This is a genomic window from Actinophytocola oryzae (assembly GCF_004364325.1).
Lineage (GTDB): Bacteria > Actinomycetota > Actinomycetes > Mycobacteriales > Pseudonocardiaceae > Actinophytocola > Actinophytocola oryzae.
The window spans coordinates 424872-442501 of record NZ_SOCP01000003.1 but is presented as its reverse complement, the minus strand read 5'-3'; the positions used below and the strand labels follow the sequence as shown (position 1 = coordinate 442501).

General features: G+C 70.7%; 16 protein-coding genes. 10 read left to right on the top strand and 6 right to left on the bottom strand.

From position 1 onward, the window contains the following. Positions 1 to 159: 159 nt before the first annotated feature. The 3 genes from CLV71_RS09445 to CLV71_RS09435 are packed head-to-tail and all read left to right on the top strand — an operon-like array spanning position 160 to position 2784. A complete protein-coding gene (locus CLV71_RS09445; RefSeq protein ID WP_133902254.1) occupies positions 160 to 1266 on the top strand; it encodes a CDP-glycerol glycerophosphotransferase family protein in 1107 nt (368 codons plus the stop codon). Further along, a complete protein-coding gene (locus CLV71_RS09440; RefSeq protein ID WP_133902253.1) occupies positions 1263 to 1970 on the top strand; it encodes a phosphocholine cytidylyltransferase family protein in 708 nt (235 codons plus the stop codon). Before CLV71_RS09445 ends, CLV71_RS09440 begins: the two co-directional genes overlap by 4 nt. 31 nt (positions 1971 to 2001) lie before the next feature. Next, positions 2002 to 2784 (top strand): glycerophosphodiester phosphodiesterase, encoded by a 783-nt coding sequence (locus CLV71_RS09435; protein ID WP_133902252.1) that lies wholly within the window; start codon positions 2002 to 2004, stop codon positions 2782 to 2784. Here CLV71_RS09435 and CLV71_RS09430 read toward each other — a convergent pair whose 3' ends face one another. Both CLV71_RS09430 and CLV71_RS09425 read right to left on the bottom strand, forming a co-directional pair. Beyond that, entirely contained in the window at positions 2785 to 3327 is a 543-nt protein-coding gene (locus CLV71_RS09430) for a PH domain-containing protein (protein ID WP_133902251.1), read from the bottom strand. 111 nt (positions 3328 to 3438) lie between these two features. Then, positions 3439 to 4992: a glycoside hydrolase family 18 protein gene (locus CLV71_RS09425; RefSeq protein WP_133902250.1), complete on the bottom strand. Its 1554-nt coding sequence runs from the start codon at positions 4990 to 4992 to the stop codon at positions 3439 to 3441. Between the two features lie 158 nt (positions 4993 to 5150). Between CLV71_RS09425 and ddaH the strand changes: the two genes are divergently transcribed. Continuing rightward, the gene (ddaH, locus tag CLV71_RS09420; protein ID WP_133902249.1) at positions 5151 to 5900 is read left to right on the top strand and encodes a dimethylargininase; all 750 of its coding nucleotides are present in this window, start codon (positions 5151 to 5153) and stop codon (positions 5898 to 5900) included. 80 nt (positions 5901 to 5980) lie between these two features. Here the strand turns inward: ddaH and CLV71_RS09415 are convergent, their stop codons facing one another. Then, the gene (locus CLV71_RS09415; RefSeq protein WP_166664017.1) at positions 5981 to 7546 is read right to left on the bottom strand and encodes an alpha/beta fold hydrolase; all 1566 of its coding nucleotides are present in this window, start codon (positions 7544 to 7546) and stop codon (positions 5981 to 5983) included. A 166-nt stretch (positions 7547 to 7712) separates the two neighbouring features. Between CLV71_RS09415 and CLV71_RS09410 the strand changes: the two genes are divergently transcribed. Further along, the gene (locus tag CLV71_RS09410; protein WP_208297486.1) at positions 7713 to 9038 is read left to right on the top strand and encodes a sensor histidine kinase; all 1326 of its coding nucleotides are present in this window, start codon (positions 7713 to 7715) and stop codon (positions 9036 to 9038) included. After that, on the top strand, positions 9035 to 9697 hold the full coding sequence (locus CLV71_RS09405; RefSeq protein ID WP_133902247.1) for a response regulator: 663 nt from the start codon (positions 9035 to 9037) through the stop codon (positions 9695 to 9697). The genes CLV71_RS09410 and CLV71_RS09405 overlap by 4 nt, the downstream gene beginning before the upstream one ends. A 30-nt stretch (positions 9698 to 9727) precedes the next feature. Here the strand turns inward: CLV71_RS09405 and CLV71_RS09400 are convergent, their stop codons facing one another. Together CLV71_RS09400 and CLV71_RS09395 are read right to left on the bottom strand one after the other, a co-directional pair. Further along, complete coding sequence (locus CLV71_RS09400; protein WP_133902246.1) at positions 9728 to 10570, bottom strand: M15 family metallopeptidase; 843 nt, start codon at positions 10568 to 10570, stop codon at positions 9728 to 9730. Positions 10571 to 10661: 91 nt separating this feature from the next. After that, positions 10662 to 11801, bottom strand: a complete 1140-nt coding sequence (locus tag CLV71_RS09395; RefSeq protein WP_208297485.1) for an aminoglycoside phosphotransferase family protein — start codon at positions 11799 to 11801, stop codon at positions 10662 to 10664. Between the two features lie 57 nt (positions 11802 to 11858). Between CLV71_RS09395 and CLV71_RS09390 the strand changes: the two genes are divergently transcribed. The 4 genes from CLV71_RS09390 (at position 11859) to CLV71_RS09375 (ending at position 17025) form a co-directional block, all read left to right on the top strand. Continuing rightward, entirely contained in the window at positions 11859 to 12926 is a 1068-nt protein-coding gene (locus CLV71_RS09390; RefSeq protein ID WP_133902245.1) for a trans-sulfuration enzyme family protein, read from the top strand. 34 nt (positions 12927 to 12960) lie between these two features. Next, the gene (locus CLV71_RS09385) at positions 12961 to 13761 is read left to right on the top strand and encodes a MerR family transcriptional regulator (protein ID WP_133902244.1); all 801 of its coding nucleotides are present in this window, start codon (positions 12961 to 12963) and stop codon (positions 13759 to 13761) included. A gap of 425 nt (positions 13762 to 14186) precedes the next feature. Beyond that, positions 14187 to 15788: a carbon-nitrogen hydrolase family protein gene (locus CLV71_RS09380; RefSeq protein WP_133902243.1), complete on the top strand. Its 1602-nt coding sequence runs from the start codon at positions 14187 to 14189 to the stop codon at positions 15786 to 15788. Positions 15789 to 15909: 121 nt separating this feature from the next. Beyond that, a complete protein-coding gene (locus CLV71_RS09375; protein WP_133902242.1) occupies positions 15910 to 17025 on the top strand; it encodes a S1 family peptidase in 1116 nt (371 codons plus the stop codon). 89 nt (positions 17026 to 17114) lie between these two features. Here the strand turns inward: CLV71_RS09375 and CLV71_RS09370 are convergent, their stop codons facing one another. Continuing rightward, positions 17115 to 17609, bottom strand: coding sequence for an STAS domain-containing protein (locus CLV71_RS09370; protein ID WP_166664016.1), 495 nt, complete (start codon positions 17607 to 17609; stop codon positions 17115 to 17117). Positions 17610 to 17630: the final 21 nt, after the last annotated feature.

Genomic DNA, 17630 nt, shown 5'->3' with positions numbered 1-17630 from the left:
GGACGGCCGTGCCAAAATCTCGGCCAAACCCCATCGCTACGCACCTCCTGGAGTCCATCTGTGGGCTTGTTCGGCAACCGCAAAAAGCCTCGCGACGCTCGACGTCTTCTCGACGCGCCCAACGGCCCCACGCCGGCCGGCTATGAGCCGGGCACACCCGTGCCGGGGACCGTCGCCGTCTACTTCGCCGACGACCCGCGGAAGCTGTACCAGCTGAAACAGTGGCTCCCGGTCCTGGAGAGACTGGACGAGGAACATCCGGTCACGATCATCACGCGCAGCCGCAGGACCTACGCCGAGCTGGAGACCCCGCTGCGGAAGGTCCTCGCGCCCGCGTTCCCCGACCTCGTGCAGCTCTACGAGTCGAGCGACTTCAAGGTCGCCGTCTACGTCAACAACTCCGTGCACAACTTCCACTCGCTGATGCAGCGGCGGATGCTGCACGTGCACGTGAACCACGGCGAGAGCGACAAGGTCTGCATGGTGTCCAACCAGGTCAAGGCCTACGACCGGGTGTTCATCGCAGGCGAGGCGGCACGGCGGCGCCACCGCGCGGCGCTCATGGAGTTCGACGAGACCAAGCTCGTGGCCGTCGGCCGCCCGCAGCTGGACCTGCGCCCCGCGCCGGTGCTGCCGGCCAGTACACAGAGGACGGTGCTCTACGCGCCGACCTGGGAGGGCGAGAACGCCTCCAACAACTACACCTCCGTCGACGTGCACGGCGTCGCCATCGTCGAGAAGGTCCTCGCCGTGCCCGATGTCCGGTTGGTCTACAAGCCGCACCCGAGGGTCGCCGTGAGCCCGCTGCCCGAGATCGCCGCGGCGCACCGGGAGATCGTGCGCAGGCTCTCCAGGGGTGACGGCCACGTCGTCCAGGAGCAGGGCGACATCCTCGCCGTCTTCCCAGGGTGCGACCTCATGATCACCGACGTGTCCTCGGTCGGCCTGGACTTCCTGTACACCCGCCAGGACCAGCCGATGTTCGTCGCCGACCGGTACGACGACCGGGAGCGCCTGCACACCGACGCGCCGATCAGCCGCTGCGCCGACGTGATCGACTCGGCCACCATCGGGATGCTCGCCGAGACCGTCGCGGCGCGCCTCGACGACGACGAGTACCGCGACGCCCGCGCGGCCGTGCGCACCCTGTACTTCGGCGACCTCGCGCCGGGGGAGAGCACGACCCGCTTCCTCGCCGCGATCGACGACGCGGTGCGCACCCGTGACGCCCACCTTTCGAACACCACCGTGGAGGTGCCCGTATGAACGTCGTGATCCTGGCCGCCGGGATGGGCACCCGCCTCGGGATGCCGCACCCCAAGCCGCTCACCCCGCTCGCCGACGGCCGCAGCATCATGCGCCAGCAGCTGGACAACCTCGCGGGTGGTCTGACCGACCCGGTCGTCACGATCGTCGTCGGGTTCCACGCCGAGGAGGTCATGCGGCACGCGCCCGAGGCCCGGTTCGTCTACAACGAGCGCTACGAGCAGACGAACACGTCCAAGAGCCTGCTCAAGGCGTTGCGGCTGGTGCCGCCGGGCGGGGTGCTGTGGCTCAACGGCGACGTCGTGTTCGACCCGAAGCTGCTGGTCAAGGTGGCGGCCATGGTCGAGGCCGACCGCAGCTTCGTGTGCGTCAACACGGAAGCATGCGGTGAAGAAGAAGTGAAGTACACCGCGTCCGCCGACGGACTCGTCCAAAAGCTGTCAAAATCAGTGGTGGACGGGCTCGGTGAGGCCGTCGGGATCAACTACATCGCGTCGGCCGACCGGGCGACGCTGGTCGAGCACCTGGAGGGCTGCACCGACACCGACTACTTCGAGCGCGGCATCGAGTCCGCGATCGAGACGGCCGGCCTGCCGGTGTTGGCGTTGTCCATCTCCGAGTTCTTCGTCGTGGAGGTGGACTTCGCCGGAGACCTCGAACGTGCCAACGTGGAGGTGGGCAAGACCGTCACCTCGGCCGCCTGAGCTGTAGCGGGCGCGCCGGTGGCGGCGCGCTATGAACGGCAGAGTGTTCGGCCCGGGACCCGCGTTCCTGGGACATCGTGGCCTCGGCCGAGGCCAAGTCGACGGTATCCGCGAGAACACGCTCGAGTCGTTCCTCGCCGCGGTCGCGCTCGGCATCGACTGGGTCGAGGTGGACGTCCGCCGCACGTCGGACGACCGCCTGGTCGTCGCCCACAACCCGGCGAACGCCGACGGCGTGTTCTACGCCGACATCACCGGCTCCGAGGCGACCGGCGACGGCGCACTCGACCTGCACGAGCTGCTCGAGGCCCTGCCGCCGGGTGTCGGCGTCGACTTCGACGTGAAGACGGTCATGGAGGACGCCGTTCGGGACCGCGCCGGGACGACCATGGCCCAGCTCGCCGTCGTCGCGCGCCGTGAGGACCGCCGCCGTCCGACGCTGGTCAGCTCGTTCGACGCGGGTGCGTTGGACATCGCCCGTGAGCTGGCGCCCTCGGTGCCTCGTGCGTTGCTGACGTGGGTGGAGTTCCCGATCGGGCAGGCCGTCGCGATGGCCGCGCACCTGGACGTGCAGGTCCTGGCGCCGCACTGGGGGTCGCTGCGGCCCAACGAGCGGGAGCCCGAGGAGCTGCACCGGCCGCTGGACTACGTGGTGGACACCGTGCACGCGAGTGGGCGGGAGTTCCTGGCGTGGTGCCCGACGGTGAAGTTCGCGCAGGTGCTGCTGGATGCCGGCGTGGACGCGCTGTGCGTCAACAACGTGCCCAAGGTGCTCGGACAGCTGCGCAAGGAGCTGGTCACCGCGGTGATGTGATCACCGACGAGCCCACACGGCGAGCTGCCCGAGCCGGTGCACGATCTGGTCGGGGGGCTCGATGCTGCGGCGACCGTCCACGACGAAGGCGGTCCCGAACCGGCGGCGCAGCGACCGGACCCGCGCACGTGGCCGCGTGCCGACGAGGGTCTCCCCGTGCCTGCTCATGATCCGCACGACCGGGCCCTTGCGCGTGGCGTCGATCCCGTCGACCGCGGCCCACGGCAGGTGCACGACCTCGGGCCTGCGTCCGAGCCCGGTGCGTACCCACAGCCCGGTGTGGTCCGCCGCCAGCTGCGGGCCGAGCAGCCCCTGGTACTCGCGCACGACCGGCACGATGAACAGGAGCTGGAGGAGCAGCGGCACGACCAGCGGGTAGAGCATCGGGGCGCCGAGCAGGCCGCCGAGGACCGCGACCCCTGCCACGACGACCAGCTCGAGTGCCACGGCGGCCAGCAACAGCACGTACAGGACCCTGGTGCGGCCGTCGCTCCGCACGACGAGCTGTGCGTCGCCGGGCACCTCCGCCGCGAACGTGACCACCTGGAACCCCCTCAGCCGGAGGTGGGACGCGTGCGGGTGGTGCGTGGGTTCCCGCCGGTGGACATGAGAACGGGGTGGCCGGATCGCGGCCACCCCGTTGTCAACCGTTCCTCAGAAACCCGCGGTGATGCGTGTGAAGTCCCAGTTGTTCTGGGCGATCCCACTGCAGTTGCTCACCACGCCGCCACCCGCACAGCCCCGGTCGCGGTTGACGGCCCAGAACGCGAGCCGGGCGAGGCCGTGTGACTTGGCCCAGTCGCGGATCGTGGTCCAGGTGCCGGTCGACGTCATCTCCTGCTGGTCGGAGAGGCCGTTCATGCCGGAGATGCCCATGTGCTGGTAAGCCTGGGTGTCGCTCCAGCCGAAGGAGGACTTGAGCTTGTTCTTCAGGCCCTCCGACGCGTTGATGGTGTCGGTGGCGATGTTCGAGCCGCCGAAGTCGAACGGCATGATCGTGAACACGTCGATGTTGGCCCCGATGGCCGCGGCGCGCTCGATCAGCAGGTTGCCGTAGTAGTTCGGGCCGGTGGTCGTCGTGCCGAACGTGACGATCGTCTGGATGCCCGGGTTGTTCTGCTTGACGATCTTCAGCGCGTCGAGGATCCGGTTGCGCACGGTGTCGTTCTCGAACTCGTCGGAGTTCTCGATGTCGATGTCGATCGCCTTGAGCCCGTAGGCGTTGATGACCTGCTGGTAGGCGCCCGCGAGTGCCTGCGCCGTCGAGCAGTTGGGCCCGAGCTTGTTGCCCTGCCAGCCGCCGAACGACGGCACGACGTCACCGCCCGCCGAGCGGATCGCGTTGATCGTCTGCTGGTCCACACCGCCGGTCAGCGGGCGGGCCGAGTCCCACGACGGCGTGCAGCCGCCGCCGGAGAGCACGAACGCCATGGTGAACCACTTGATGCCCGTCGCGGACATGACCGTCGCGGGTGCCGGCGGGTCGCCCCAGCCCATGTAGAGGTACGGCGCGCCCCGGCCGCCGCCGCCCGGGTTGGTGCAGCCGGTGGTCGTCGCGGTGACCGAGCCGCTGCGTGCGGACTCGCCCGCGCTGTTGTAGGCGGCGACCGCGTAGGTGTGCGTCGAGCAGGCCGCGAGGCCGCTGATCGTGGTGGAGGTGCCGGTCACGGTGGCCCGGACCGTCGAGCCCTCGTAGATCCGGTAGCCGGTGACGGTGCCAGAAGACCCGCCCCACGACAGGGTGATCGCGGAGTTGGTGGTGCCGCCCGTGCTCGGCGTGCCCGGCGTGCCCGGCGCACCCGGGTTGCCGCCGCCGCCACCGTCGCAGCCCTCGCCGTTGAAGCGGCAGTTCTGGATGCCGGAGAAGTTGCCTGGGGTGCCGTTGAACCCGAAGGTCGCGGTGGCGCCCGGGGCGAGCGTCGGCGCCCAGCTCGGGTTGCGGAAGGTGTGGTGCTGGCCGCTCGCGGTGTGCTGCGCGTCCCAGGCGGTGGGGATCGAGAAGCCGCCGGGCAGGTCGAACTCGATGGTCCAGCCGTTGACCGCCGAGCCGGACGAGTTGGCGACGGTGACCTTGCCCTCGAAGCCGGAGCCCCAGTCGGACACCTTGGTGAACGTGGCCGTGAGGCCCGCGGCGGCACCGGCGGGCGCCACCGAGACGAAACCGATTAACAGGGCGGCCGAGGCCAACCCGGTGAGCCATCTTCGCATCGCGACTCCTTCGCGCGCAGGGAAACGAAAGGCACCCCGTGGATCTCCTGGCCACAGTGTGGTCTAGACCAGCGGTAACGGCAAGGTCTGGACCAATACAGCGGAATAAACCGGATGTCTCGGACAGGCGGCCGAACGGTGTGACGTAGGCTGGCGAGGTGATCGCGTTGGTTCGGCGGCCGGGGCCTCGTCTTGCCGAAGGTCTCGTCTCGCACGTCGAACGGCAGGAGGTCGACGTCGCGCTCGCGCACCGGCAGTGGTCGTCCTATGTGGACGCGCTCACCGCCGCCGGGTGGACCTGCGTCGAGGTCGCGCCTGCCGACGACTGCCCTGACGCGGTGTTCGTCGAGGATCCCGTTGTCGTCCACCGGAACACGGCCGTGCTCGCGCGGTCGGGGGCGGCGTCGCGCAGGCCGGAGACAGCCGGGGTCGAGGCGGCGCTGGACGGGTACGACGTCCGGCGGATCGAGGCACCCGGCACGCTCGACGGTGGTGACGTCCTCAAGATCGGTGACACGGTCCACGTCGGGCGCAGTGGTCGTACCAATGACGAGGGCATCGCCCAGCTCGCCACGCACCTCCCCGACGCGACCGTCGTGCCGGTGCCCGTCACCAGGGTGCTGCACCTCAAGTCGGCGGTCACCGCGCTGCCCGACGGGACCGTCATCGGGTACCCGCCACTGGTCGACGACCCGGCCGCCTTCGCGGATTTCCTTGCCGTGCCCGAGGAAAGCGGCTCACACGTCGTCCTGCTCGGCGGTGACGCGGTACTGATGGCCGCGAGCGCGCCGCGCACCGCCGCGCTGTTCGAGAGCCGGGGGCTGCGCGTGGTCACGGTCGACATCAGCGAGTTCGAGAAGCTGGAAGGCTGCGTGACCTGCCTGTCGGTCCGGCTACGCGGGCGCTAGCGTCCTGGCCGGCCACGGTTTCGCCGAACGCAGGAGGACTCCCGGCAGGTTCGCCGGGAGCCCCCTCGTACGTCAACGCACTACGGCGTGGGAACGCCGTCGCAACCCCGGTCGATCCGGCCGGTGTTGAAGTAGGCCACCAGTTCCTCGGCGCAGTCGGCGTTCTTCAGGACCGACCCGTGTTCGTCGTCCTCCACGGTGAACAGGCTGCCGCCGATCTTCGAGTGCAGCCGTGCGGCCCACTCGTACGGAGTGATGTTCTCGTAGCGGTGGCCGGACAGCACCAGTGATCCGCCGGTCGGTCGCAGCGTGACCACCTGGGCGGGCAGCGGCCAGCCGACGCACTCGGGTGGGAACATGTTGCGCAGGCCGGTCACCGGGTTCTGTGCCAGCCGCCGCTGGTACCTGGTCCAGGCCGTCGAGAAGTCGAGCCGGCTGGTGTCGTCGTTGCAGGCGGCGGCGCGCCGCATGGTCGGGTTCATCTCCTCGGGCGCGTCCGGCGCCGAACCACCCGGGTGCCCGCCGAAGATCGCCTGGAGGGCGGGTGGAGCCGTGGGGCCCTGTGCGTCCCGCAGCGCGGCGAACGCCGCACTCACCTGCGGCCACGTCGACAGTGGCTGTGCGGCCAGGTTGGCGATCATCACGCCGTCGACGGGCGGCGGCAGGTCGGTGAACTGCTTCGGGTTCGCCTGGTAGTCGCGCACGAGCGCCAGAACCGCGGCCTGGACGTCCGCCTGGGTGGCACCGAGGTGGTAGGTGTCGTCGTGCTGCGCGATCCACGCCGCGAACCGGGCGAACTCGCGCTCGGCGGCCGTGGCGCCCTCGTCCTCGGTGACGGCCGAGCCGTCCTGGGGATTCACCACGCTGTCCAGGAACATCCGTCCAACCCGGCCGGGAAAGGTGTTGCGGTACACCGCGCCCAGCCAGGTACCCCAGGACACACCGATGAAGCTGAGCGTCTGTTCACCAAGGGCCGCCCGCACCCGGTCCAGGTCGCGCGCCGCGTTCACCGTGGTCAACTGGGCGACGAACCCCGGATCGGCCTGCACGCAGGCCTGGCCGGCGGCGACCACCATGTCGTAGCTGTCGTGTGCCGCTGCCTCGGTGAGCACACCGGGTACCGGGTTCCCGCGTGCCGCACAGTCGACCTTGGTGCTGTAACCCACTCCCCGGGGATCGAAGCCGATCAGGTCGTACCGCTCGTTGAGCCGCGCACTCTGGTCGTTGAACATGGTGACCTTGATGGGCATCAGGTAACCGCCTGCCCCGGGTCCGCCAGGGTTCATCGCGATGCTGCCCAGCCGGTGCGCCTGGTCCAGCGCCCTGAACCGGGTGATCGCGACGTTGATCAGGCGTCCGTCCGGCCGGCCGTAGTCCAGCGGAACGCCGACCACGCCACATTCCATTCGGGCGAGCAGGGCGCGGTACCTCGGTATCTGTTCGTCGGTGACACCCTGGGCCCGGATCGCGTCGTCCGAGTAGGTCGGGCACGGCTGCCAGACGACCGAGGAGTCCGAGCCGTGGGTCTGCGTTCCCGCGACGGCGGCGCGGAGGGGCAGCGGGGCCAGTCCGATCACGGCCACGGCCACGACGGCCCACATCCGTTTGCGCACCGACTGACGCGCCAGTGATTCACGTAGAGTCATGCCATGATCGTGCTGTCGGCGATGTCGCGGCCGCATCGGCCCGCGGACAGACCGCCGCCTCTGTCGCGAGATGTACGGCCGCCTCTGTCCCGAGATGTAGGGCGGCGCGGGTGGGCCTGTCGCGCGACGGACGTGGCGCTCCCCGTCGGTCCGTAGGCTGCCGAGAGTGATCAAGGCGATGACGACCCGCCTCCCCGCCTTCGTGCGCCGGCCGCTGGCGCAGGACGCGGTGCTCGCCACCGCGCTGGCCGCGGTCGTGGTGTTGGTGGACGGCCCCTCCCCGCTCACGGGTGGTACGGACGGCGCCCCGGTCGGTGGCGAGCGAGACGGACAGGTCGTCCTGTGGTCGATCGCGGCGGTCCTCGTCCTGGCCGGTATCACCGTCCGCAGGCGGTGGCCGGTACCGACGCTCGCCGTCTGCGCACTGGCATCCTCGGTTCGCGTGGACCCGGCCGCGCCTGCCACGATCCTCGATCTGGTCGACCTCGGTCTGGTGGTCCTGCTGTACACCGTCGCCGCGCGGTACGGACATCGGGCGGTCTCGTTCGCGGCACTAGCCGGGACGCTGCTGCTGATCGTCGGCTGGAGTACGTATCTCACGGTCGAGGGGCGGACGGGCGGGGTGCCGCAGGTGGCCTTCGACGCAGGCAGAGCCGCGCAGTCCTCGACGGAACCGCCCGCCGACGCACCTGTCGGTCCCGCCGACCCCGGCGGCGGGTCCACCTTCTTGGCGGGTCTGTTCGTACTCGGGCCGAGTCTGGTCGCTTCCTGGGCGGTCGGTGCCGGCGCGCACAGTCGCCGCGTCTACGTGGGCCAACTCCGGGCACGCGCGCACGACCTGGAACGGGAGCGGGACCAGCAGGCCCAGCTCGCGGCGGCCGCGGAACGCGACCGGATCACCCGGGAGCTGCACGACGTGGTCGCGCACGGCCTCGCCGTGATCGTGATCCAGGCCCAGGGCGGCAGCGCCGCGCTGGGTTCGCGACCCGCCGACACCCGGGCCGCGCTGGAGAAGATCGTCCAGACCGGACGCGACTCCCTCGCCGACATGCGCCGGATGCTCGGCCCCGCCGACGTCGCCGAGGATGCCAGGCACCCCCGGCCAGGGCTGTCCCGCCTGCCGGCCCTGGTGGCACAGGTGAGGATGTCCGGCACCCCGGTGCTGTTGAACGTCGAGGGCACCGCCACGGCACTCCCGCCGACCGTCGACCTGTCCGCGTACCGGATCGTGCAGGAGGCGCTCACCAACACCATGAAGCACGCCACGGGGAGCACGGGTGCGGAGGTGCTCATCAGCTACACGGACACGGAGGTCAGTGTCGAGGTCCGCGACGACGGGTCCGGCGCCGGTGGACACGACAACGGCGGCAACGGGTTGCGGGGCATGCGCGAACGCGTGCGGTTGCTGGGCGGCAGATTCGCCGCCGGACCCAGACCCGACGGCGGGTTCGCCGTTCGGGCAACCCTGCCGACCGGCGGCGGGCGAACGTGATCCGAGTACTCATCGCCGACGACCACGCCCTCGTCCGCACCGGTTTCCGCATGATCCTGGAGAACGCGTCGGACATGCGGGTGGTCGGCGAGGCGAGTGACGGCGCCGGGGCCACGGCGATGGCACTCGAACTCCGGCCGGACATCGTGTTGATGGATGTCCAGATGCCCGATGTCGACGGCGTCGAGGCCACCCGCCGCATCTGCGCGGACGACGAGGCCGGTCGGGCCCGGGTGCTGATCCTGACGACCTTCGACCTCGACGAGTACGTCTACGCCGCGCTGCACGCGGGGGCGAGCGGCTTCCTGCTCAAGGACATCCTGGCGGCCGACCTGCTCTCTGCCATCCGCATGGCTGTGCGGGGCGACGCGGTGGTGGCGCCCACCGTGACCCGCAGGCTCATCGAGAGCTACGTCGGCACCGACCCCCGCCAGGCCACGACCAGACCGGACGTCCTGACCGACCGCGAAAGCGAGGTGCTGACGCAGATCGCCAGGGGACTGTCCAACAGCGAGATCGCCGGGGCGCTCTACCTGACCGAGGGCACCGTCAAGTCCCACGTCAGCCGGATACTGTTCAAGCTCGGTCTCCGCGACCGCGTACAGGCCGTCGTCTACGCCTACGAAAGCGGTCTGGTGCGTGCCGGTTCCGGTCCGTGATCCACCGACCCCGTGTCGCCTCACGACCTCCTACGGCGTGTTCTCGATCTCCGCGCGGATGCGGTCCCACACGCGGGAGACGTCGGCCTGCGAGCCGTTGATCTCGAAGTGCATCTCGTCGAGCCTGCCGCTGTAGTCGCCGCCCCAGCGCACGACGCCGTCGACCTCGCCCAGGATCGTGTGGATCTCGTTGACCTGTGCCGGGGTGAAGGTGCCGGACGCGCCGAGAACGTGCCGGGCGCTGTTCATGTCGAACGCCGTCCCGCTCGCGTGGTTGGAGATCGCGGTGCTGCCCCGGATGCTGCGGTCGTTGTGGCCGCCGTCGTCCAGCTCCTCGCCGGGCGGCCCCTTGAGGTCGAAGGACTCCACCCGCTGGCTCAGCTGGCCCGCGACGTGGTTCAGCAGGTCGCCCGCCGGCCCGTCGGCCATCGTCATCCGCCTGCTCGAGCCGGGGACGGTGCGGGTCTTCAGCGCGGGGTTGACCGGCCAGCCGTTCTGGGAGGTGGCCCGGTTCTTCCGTGCCGCGACCAGTTCGACCTCGGCCTGCTGCTGCTTCTGTCTGGCGGCCTGGTCCTCGTCGAACCGCTGGAACTTCTTCGTGGTGTCGCCGACGCCCTGGATCACCGCGGCCAGCTGCTGGTCCTTCTTGGTCAGCTGCTCGGTGATCTGGCCGATGTTGCGGTTGTGGCCGCTGTGGGCGTCGACACCCAGCTCACTGAACGCGGAGGCGGGCACCTCGCGCGACAGCACGGTCTGCCTGGTGTTGCCCAGTGCGTCCTTCTGCTCCGGCAACGAGCTGGACGCCGCCGTGTGGAGGCTCGCGTGCTCCACCTCGGTCGGCGTGCCCCCGGCTGAGTCCGGCGGAACGGCCATGGTGCTCACCCTCTCGTCCTCGATCACCACGTGTACAAGGAAGTTAACCCGTGGCGCCGGATCGGCGAGGATGGAACGTTCCGCCTTTCCGTCAGAGCGCCAGCGCCGCGCGGACCGCCGACACGGGGTCGCCCCGGTGGTAGATCCGCTCGGACTCCTCGATGCCGTCGAGGAACTCCTGGTACCGGACCGCGTAGTTCAGGTGTGCCAACGGTTCCGCGACCGCGAGCGCACGATCCGGTTCGCTCCCGGGACGTTCGGCGAGCCACGCCTCGACCCACGCGGCCCTGGCCACCGGTCTGCTTTCCTCGGCGAGGAAGTCGATCACCCGCAGGCCGTCGAGGACCGGGTTGCCGACGTGGGCGTCGGCGAAGTCCAGGACGGCGGGCGGACCGCCTGCGTCGCTTCTCCAGTTGCCGGAGTGGAAGTCGCCGTGGACGACCGTGGTCGGCAGACCGCACTCGGCGAGCACCGCCCACCTCGACGAGAGGCCCTGTGCGGCAACGGTTTCCTCCGCGGTCAGCCCCAGGTCGGCACGCGCAAGCAGCGCGGCGACGTCGGCGGCCGGGTCGGTGCGCCGGAGCCACGCGGGCACGTCGAGCACGGACTGGGCGTGGACGAACCGGCGGATGCCGCTGCGCAACACCTCGGGTGCCGCCGTCCAGCAGTCCTCGCCGGGAACGTCCGCCAGCAACAGCCTGCCCGGCGCGGCCGCGAGCACCCGGGGGACCAGCGTGGGGTCGACCTCGGCGAACAACGCCATGACCCGTGCCTCGTCGGCCGCGAACGGCGGCAGGGCCTTCAGCCACACGGGTCCGTCCCGGGTCGGGAGGCGGAACAGACCGGCCAGGTTCCACGTCCTGCGTTGCTCGACCGGGCCCGTCAGCGGCACCCCGACGGCGTCGCGCGCCCAGTCGAACAGCTCCGCGAGGCCCGACGCCGTGGCCCAGTGGGCCCGCAGCGGGTCGTGCCCGGTGAACATCGCGGCGGCAGGCAGTGACGCGGTCGTCCCGGGTGCCTCCACGTGGTAGGTGACGTGGCCGTCCCGCGCGCCGTCGCCGCCGTCCACTCCCAGCAGGCGCAGCACGTACGCGGACACGCCGAGCAGCTCCCGCAGGTGCGCGACGACCGGCTCGACCTCGGCCCACCACGGCACGTCGACCGCGAACGGCCCCACCGCGCCGACACACCGGTCGCCGGAGGTCACCACGGCGCTGACCCGTCTCCCCATGCCGAGCAGTGTGTATCGGCTGGCCAGGATGCCGCGACCGAGTTTAGGTTGGCTCCCGTGCGAGTTGAGACTGTGTGTGTCAGCGCCGGGCGGATCGACGGCCCCGGCGAACCGCTGAACGTGCCACCCGTGTTCGCGTCGAGCTTCCGCACCGGCGGCGAGCACGACTACGCCCGCAACGAGGGCACCCCGACGTGGGCCGCCCTCGAGGACGCCGTCGGCAGGCTCGAGGGCGGGACCGCCACCGCGTACGCGTCGGGGATGGGGGCCGTCGCGGCGATCGTCGACCTGCTGCCGCCCGGCTCACGCGTCGTGGTGCCGTGGGACTCCTACACCGCCGTCCGCCACCTGGTCGCGGCCCGGGGACACACCGTCGACCTGCAGGACATCACCGACACCGAGGCGACCCTGAGCAAGGCCGACGGCGCCGCACTGCTGTGGCTGGAGTCGCCGACCAACCCGCTCATGGACGTGGCCGACCTGCCGGCACTGTGCGCGGCCGACACCCTGGTCGCCGTCGACAACACGTTCGCGACCCCGCTCCTCCAGCAGCCGCTGACCTTCGGCGCGGACATCGTGATGCACAGCGGGTCCAAGTACATCGGCGGCCACGCCGACCTGCTGATGGGCCTCACCGTCACGGCGGACCCGGAGCTGGTCGACCGCATGCGTGCGCTGCGTGTCCTCTCTGGCGCCACGCCCGGCGGCATGGAGGCGTTCCTCGCGACGCGCGGCCTGCGGACCCTGCCGCTGCGGGTCCGGCAGGCGCAGGAGTCGGCTGGCGAACTGGCCCGCCGACTGGAACAGCACCCACGCGTGACCCGGGTGCGCTACCCGGGCCTGCCCGGCGACCCCGGCCACACCCGTGCGGCGAAGCAGATGTCGGGGTTCGGTGCGATGCTGTCGTTCGAGGTGGCGGGCGACGCGGCGGCGGCCGACGCACTGTGCGCGGCACTGACCGTGGTCAACGCGGCCACCAGCCTCGGCGGCGTCGAGTCCACGATCGAGCGGCGCGCGCGGCTCGCGGGTCAGGAGCACGTGCCGCCGTCGCTGCTGCGGCTGTCGGTCGGCTGCGAGCACGTGGAGGACCTGTGGGCGGACCTCGACGCGGCGCTGCGAGCTTGACCCTCACGTCGCGTTGGGGCGCACAGTCGTCGGCATGAACGAGTACACGGTGGGTGCGGTCGCCACGCTGGCCGGGGTGTCCGTGCGGACGCTGCACCACTACGACGAGATCGGGCTGCTGGAGCCGAGCGAGCGCAGCGCGTCGGGCTACCGGCTCTACTCCCCGGCCGACCTGCGCAGTCTGCAGCGGATCCTGTTCTACCGGGAGCTGGACCTCGACCTCGGGCAGATCGCCGAGATCCTCGACGACCCGACCGTAGAGCACCTGTCCGACCAGCGCGGGCGCCTGACCGAACGGATCGACAGGTACCGGGCGATGGTCGAGGTGATCGACAAGGAGCTGGCCGCCCGCGCGATCGGGCTCACGCTCACCCCGGAGGAGCGGCTCGAGGTGTTCGGCAGCACGCGCCTGGAGGACAACGCCGAGCGGGTCGTCGAGCGCTGGGGCGACACGGCCAGGTTCCACCAGCGACGCGACCGCGTGGCCACGTACGACCGCGACGACTGGCTCGCGCTGCGGACCGAGCAGGCCGACATCCACAAACGGCTCGCCGAGGCCATGTCCTCGGGCGTCCCGGCGCACGCACCCGAGGTGACGGCCATCGCCGAGGAGCACCGCGTGCACACGCACCGCTGGTTCCACGACTGCGACCACGAAACCCACCGCGAGCTGGCCCGCGCCTACCGCGACAACCAGCGCGTGGGCCGCAACTACGACGACATGGCACCCGGCCTGTCCCAGTACATCCACGACGCGATCATCGCCAACAGCGACGGGCACGACCGGCAGAGAACAGAAGATACCCCGGCGGCCCCAGCCGCCCCACCGCACTGAAGGACGCCTTCCTGACGAGGCCCGCGGCCTGCCCAGCCGCCGCCGGCCGGAAGGCGCACGGCCGCTGCCCGTACTGAAGGACTCCTTCCTAACGCTGGGCGTTACGAAGGAGTCCTTCATGACGTTGGGTGTCGGCCGCCGGATCGCAGTCGCTGCCTGCCGGGTGTACTGAAGGGAGCCTTCGCAACGCTGGGCGTTACGAAGGCGTCCTTCGTAACGCCGGGCGTCGGGGTTCCGGGGCTGGCTGGAGGGTGCGGGGGTGCGGGCTGGGTCGTTGACTGCACTGAAGGGAGCCTTCCTAACGCCCAGCGTTACGAAGGCGTCCTTCAGTGCGGGGGCCGCCGTTGTCCGGCCTACCCGCTGAACCATTGACCGGGCGAGCGGGTACGGTCCTGCGGCCGACAAACACCCCGGAGGTGAGCGCGATGGCCGTCGAAGCGTCAGCACGTCCGCGTACGTCGCTGCCGGCGCTCGCCTGGGCGGCGTTCGCGGCCGTGCCGGTCGTGGTGATGGTCGTCGAGGTGCTGCGTGCGCCGCGTCTGCACTTCCTCGACTACTGGCAGATCTTCTCCTACGTCACCACCGACGACGGCTCGCTCGACCTCGCGGGCCTGTTCACACTGCACAACCACCACCCGATCGTCACGCCCGGCCTGCTGTTCTGGCTCGACGCGCAGCTCACCGGCGGCTCGAACATCGCGGTGGGTCTGGTCGACGTCGTGCTCGCGGCGGTGGTCGTGTTCGGTCTGTGCCTCATGTTGCCCGCCGACCTCGACCGCACGAAGAAGGCCGGGCTCACGGTCGGTTTCTCCGCGCTGGTGTTCTCCTCCGGGGCGCTGGAGATGTTCGGGATCGGCATGAGCGGTGCGTCGTGGCTGCTCGGGCTGGCGCCCGCGGTGTTCGCGGTGCTGTGCGCGCACCGGGGAAACACCGTCGCCGCGCTCGTGCTCGGTGTCCTCGCGAACCTCGGGCACGGCACGGCGTTCGCGCTCTGGCCCGCGCTCGCGCTGGTGGCGTGGCTGCGCGGCGACGCGTGGTGGCGGGTGCTGGCGCCGCTCGTCGCCCTCCTGGGGCTGTTCGCGGTCTGGCTGACGCTGCCGGCCCCGCCGAGCGCGGCCGGACCGGGTGGTGAGTACGGGTTCGACTCGCAGCTGGCCGCCGTGGCCGGTGCGCTGAGCCCGGTTCGCGGGTCGAGCAGCTCGTCGCTGGCGCTCGGGGTGGGTGGGGCGGTCGCGGTGGTGCTCGCGGGTTTCGTGGTGCTGGCCGTGCGGGAACGGGCCGAGGGCCCCGCCGTGCCGAGGCCCGACGCGGGGTGGGTGGGCGTCGGCACGCACATGCTCGGCGCCGCCGCCATGATCGGGTTCTCGCGGCTGGACTTCGGGCCTACGATCGGGTTGACCACCCGGTACGCGACGCTGTCCGCGCTCGCGACGTCCGCGCTGTTGGCGCTGGTCGTGCTGCGCAAGCCGGTGCTGCCGCCGACACGGGTGGCGGTCGGGGTGTGCGTGGTGGCCGCGGTGACCTACACGGCAGGGTCGCTCGCCGCGGTGAACGTGCGCAACCAGTACCCGAACCAGGCGTTGCTGGGGGTGGCCATGCGTGTCCACGCGGACGACATCGTGGCGGTGAACCGCATCAGCCCCGCGTTCGCGTCGTTGGCCGAGCGGGCGGGCATCTACCCGTTCACGCCGGACTTCGACATGGGTTGCGGCGTGCGGCAGGGGTCGCGCCCCGGTGGCACGCTGTCGACGACACTGGGCGCGGTGGACACGACCCCGGTGGTCGGCAACACGGACCTGCGGGGCTGGGCGCTCGTGGACGGTCACAGCGCGGACTGCGTTTTCGTGCTGGACCGCGCGGGCAGGGTGGTCGGCGGCGGTTACACGGGCCTGCCCCGCCCGGACATCCCCGGCGCCGTGGCGACGACCGAGCAACGCTCCGGCTGGACCGCGGTCGCCGCCCCGTCGACGAAGGACGGCGAGGTCGTCGTGTGGTCGGACGGCCGGTTCTACCGGCTCGCGTCCTGACCGACGCGTCCTGACCGGACAAAATTTGGTCCAGACCTTGACGGGACCGCGCCGGATACCTCACGGTTGTCCGTGAGAGCGCTCTCACGATCTCTCAACCCTGCTGAGAAACGAGAGCAACATGAAGCGAATTCTCGTGGGCGCGTGCGCCCTCGTGGCGATGGGCACGGCCATCGCCGGTGGTACGCCGGCAGTCGGGGCGCCTGCACCCGCACCCTCCGGCGACCCGTTCGTCGCGGCCATGCAACGTGATCTCGGGCTGACCGAGGTGCAGGTCCGGACGCGGATGCGCCAGGAGGCCACCGCCATGGACGTCGACCCGGTCGCGCAGGCCGCGGCGGGCGCGGCGTACGGGGGCTCCTGGTTCGACGCGGCGCGCGGCAGGCTGGTCGTCGGACTGTCCGACATGGACAGTGCCGGTGCGGTGCTGGCCACGGGCGCCGACGTCGTCGAGGTGCCCAACACCCTCGCGCTGCTGAACAGTGTCAAGTCCACTCTGGACACGATGAAGGCGCCTGCCGACGTGGCGAGCTGGCGGGTCGACCCGAAGGCGGGCAGCGTGGTCGTGACCGTCCGCCGAGGCGGAAACGTCGAGGACTTCCTTGCCGCGGCAAGGAAACTCGGGCCGGTGACGGTCGAGGAGACCGACTCGGTGCCGACGACGTTCGCCGCCGGTACGGTCGGCGGCGACCCGTACTACATCAACAACAGCGTCCGCTGCTCGATCGGTTTCTCGGTGCAGGGCGGGTTCGTCAGCGCGGGCCACTGCGGTGGCGCCGGTGCGACGGTGAACGGCTGGGACGGTTCGTGGATGGGCAACTTCGCCGCGTCCTCCTTCCCTGGCAACGACTACTCGTTCATCCGCATCGGCGGCGGCTGGTGGACCGTGCCCGTCGTGCTCGGCTGGGGCACGGTGCCGGACCGGCTCGTGCGCGGCTCGTCGGTCGCGCCGCCCGGGTCGTCGATCTGCCGCTCCGGCTCGACCACGCACTGGCACTGCGGCACCGTCCTCGCCCTCAACGAGACGGTGAACTACCAGCAGGGCGCGGTCTACCAGATGACCAAGACGAACGTCTGCGCCGAGCCGGGTGACTCGGGTGGCTCGTTCATCAGCGGCGAGCAGGCCCAGGGCATGACCTCCGGTGGTTGGGGCAACTGCGGATCCGGTGGCGAGACCTGGTTCCAGCCCGTGAACGAGGTCCTCGGCGCGTACGGCCTCTCACTGGTCGTCGCCTGAGGATCTCGTCTGGGAGAAGGAAAGTCGCGTCGCCGCGCCCCCGGGCGCGGCGACGCGACAGTCCACTGAGGACTCGGGGAGCGTCGGTCCTATGACCTGACGGGCGAGAGCGCCGAGAGCGCGCTTCGCGTGGAAAGGTAGATCTCCAGCTCGGCGGCCGCGTCGGTGAGGCTCAGCACCCGCTGGGCCGCGGCCGTCGGGGCGGTGAGCACGAGGCGCTGGTTGGCCGTGGTGCGGCGCGTCCTGGCCGCCTGTAAAACCTGGACACCGATCAGTGCGAGGAAGTCCACCTGAGACAGGTCGACGACGAGGTTCGGCACGACGTCGGCATCGGCCAATGCCTCGCGCAGTATCGGTGCGGTGCACAAGTCAATCTCTCCGACGGGGATCACCCGCTGGAGATCCTGACGTTCCCGGACTCGCCGGATCGTCAGGTACTCGTGCACGGTCTCCCAATCGGTGACCGGCACGGTTTCATGGCTCATCGAATCTCCCCGAATGTCGGTGATCGTGAGCGCCAGAGTGAATTCGGAGCCACCCCAGCGACGGCGCCCGCTACGCCGGCTGTCGGCTGGTCTGCTCAACCTTCCCACCAGCATCGCACG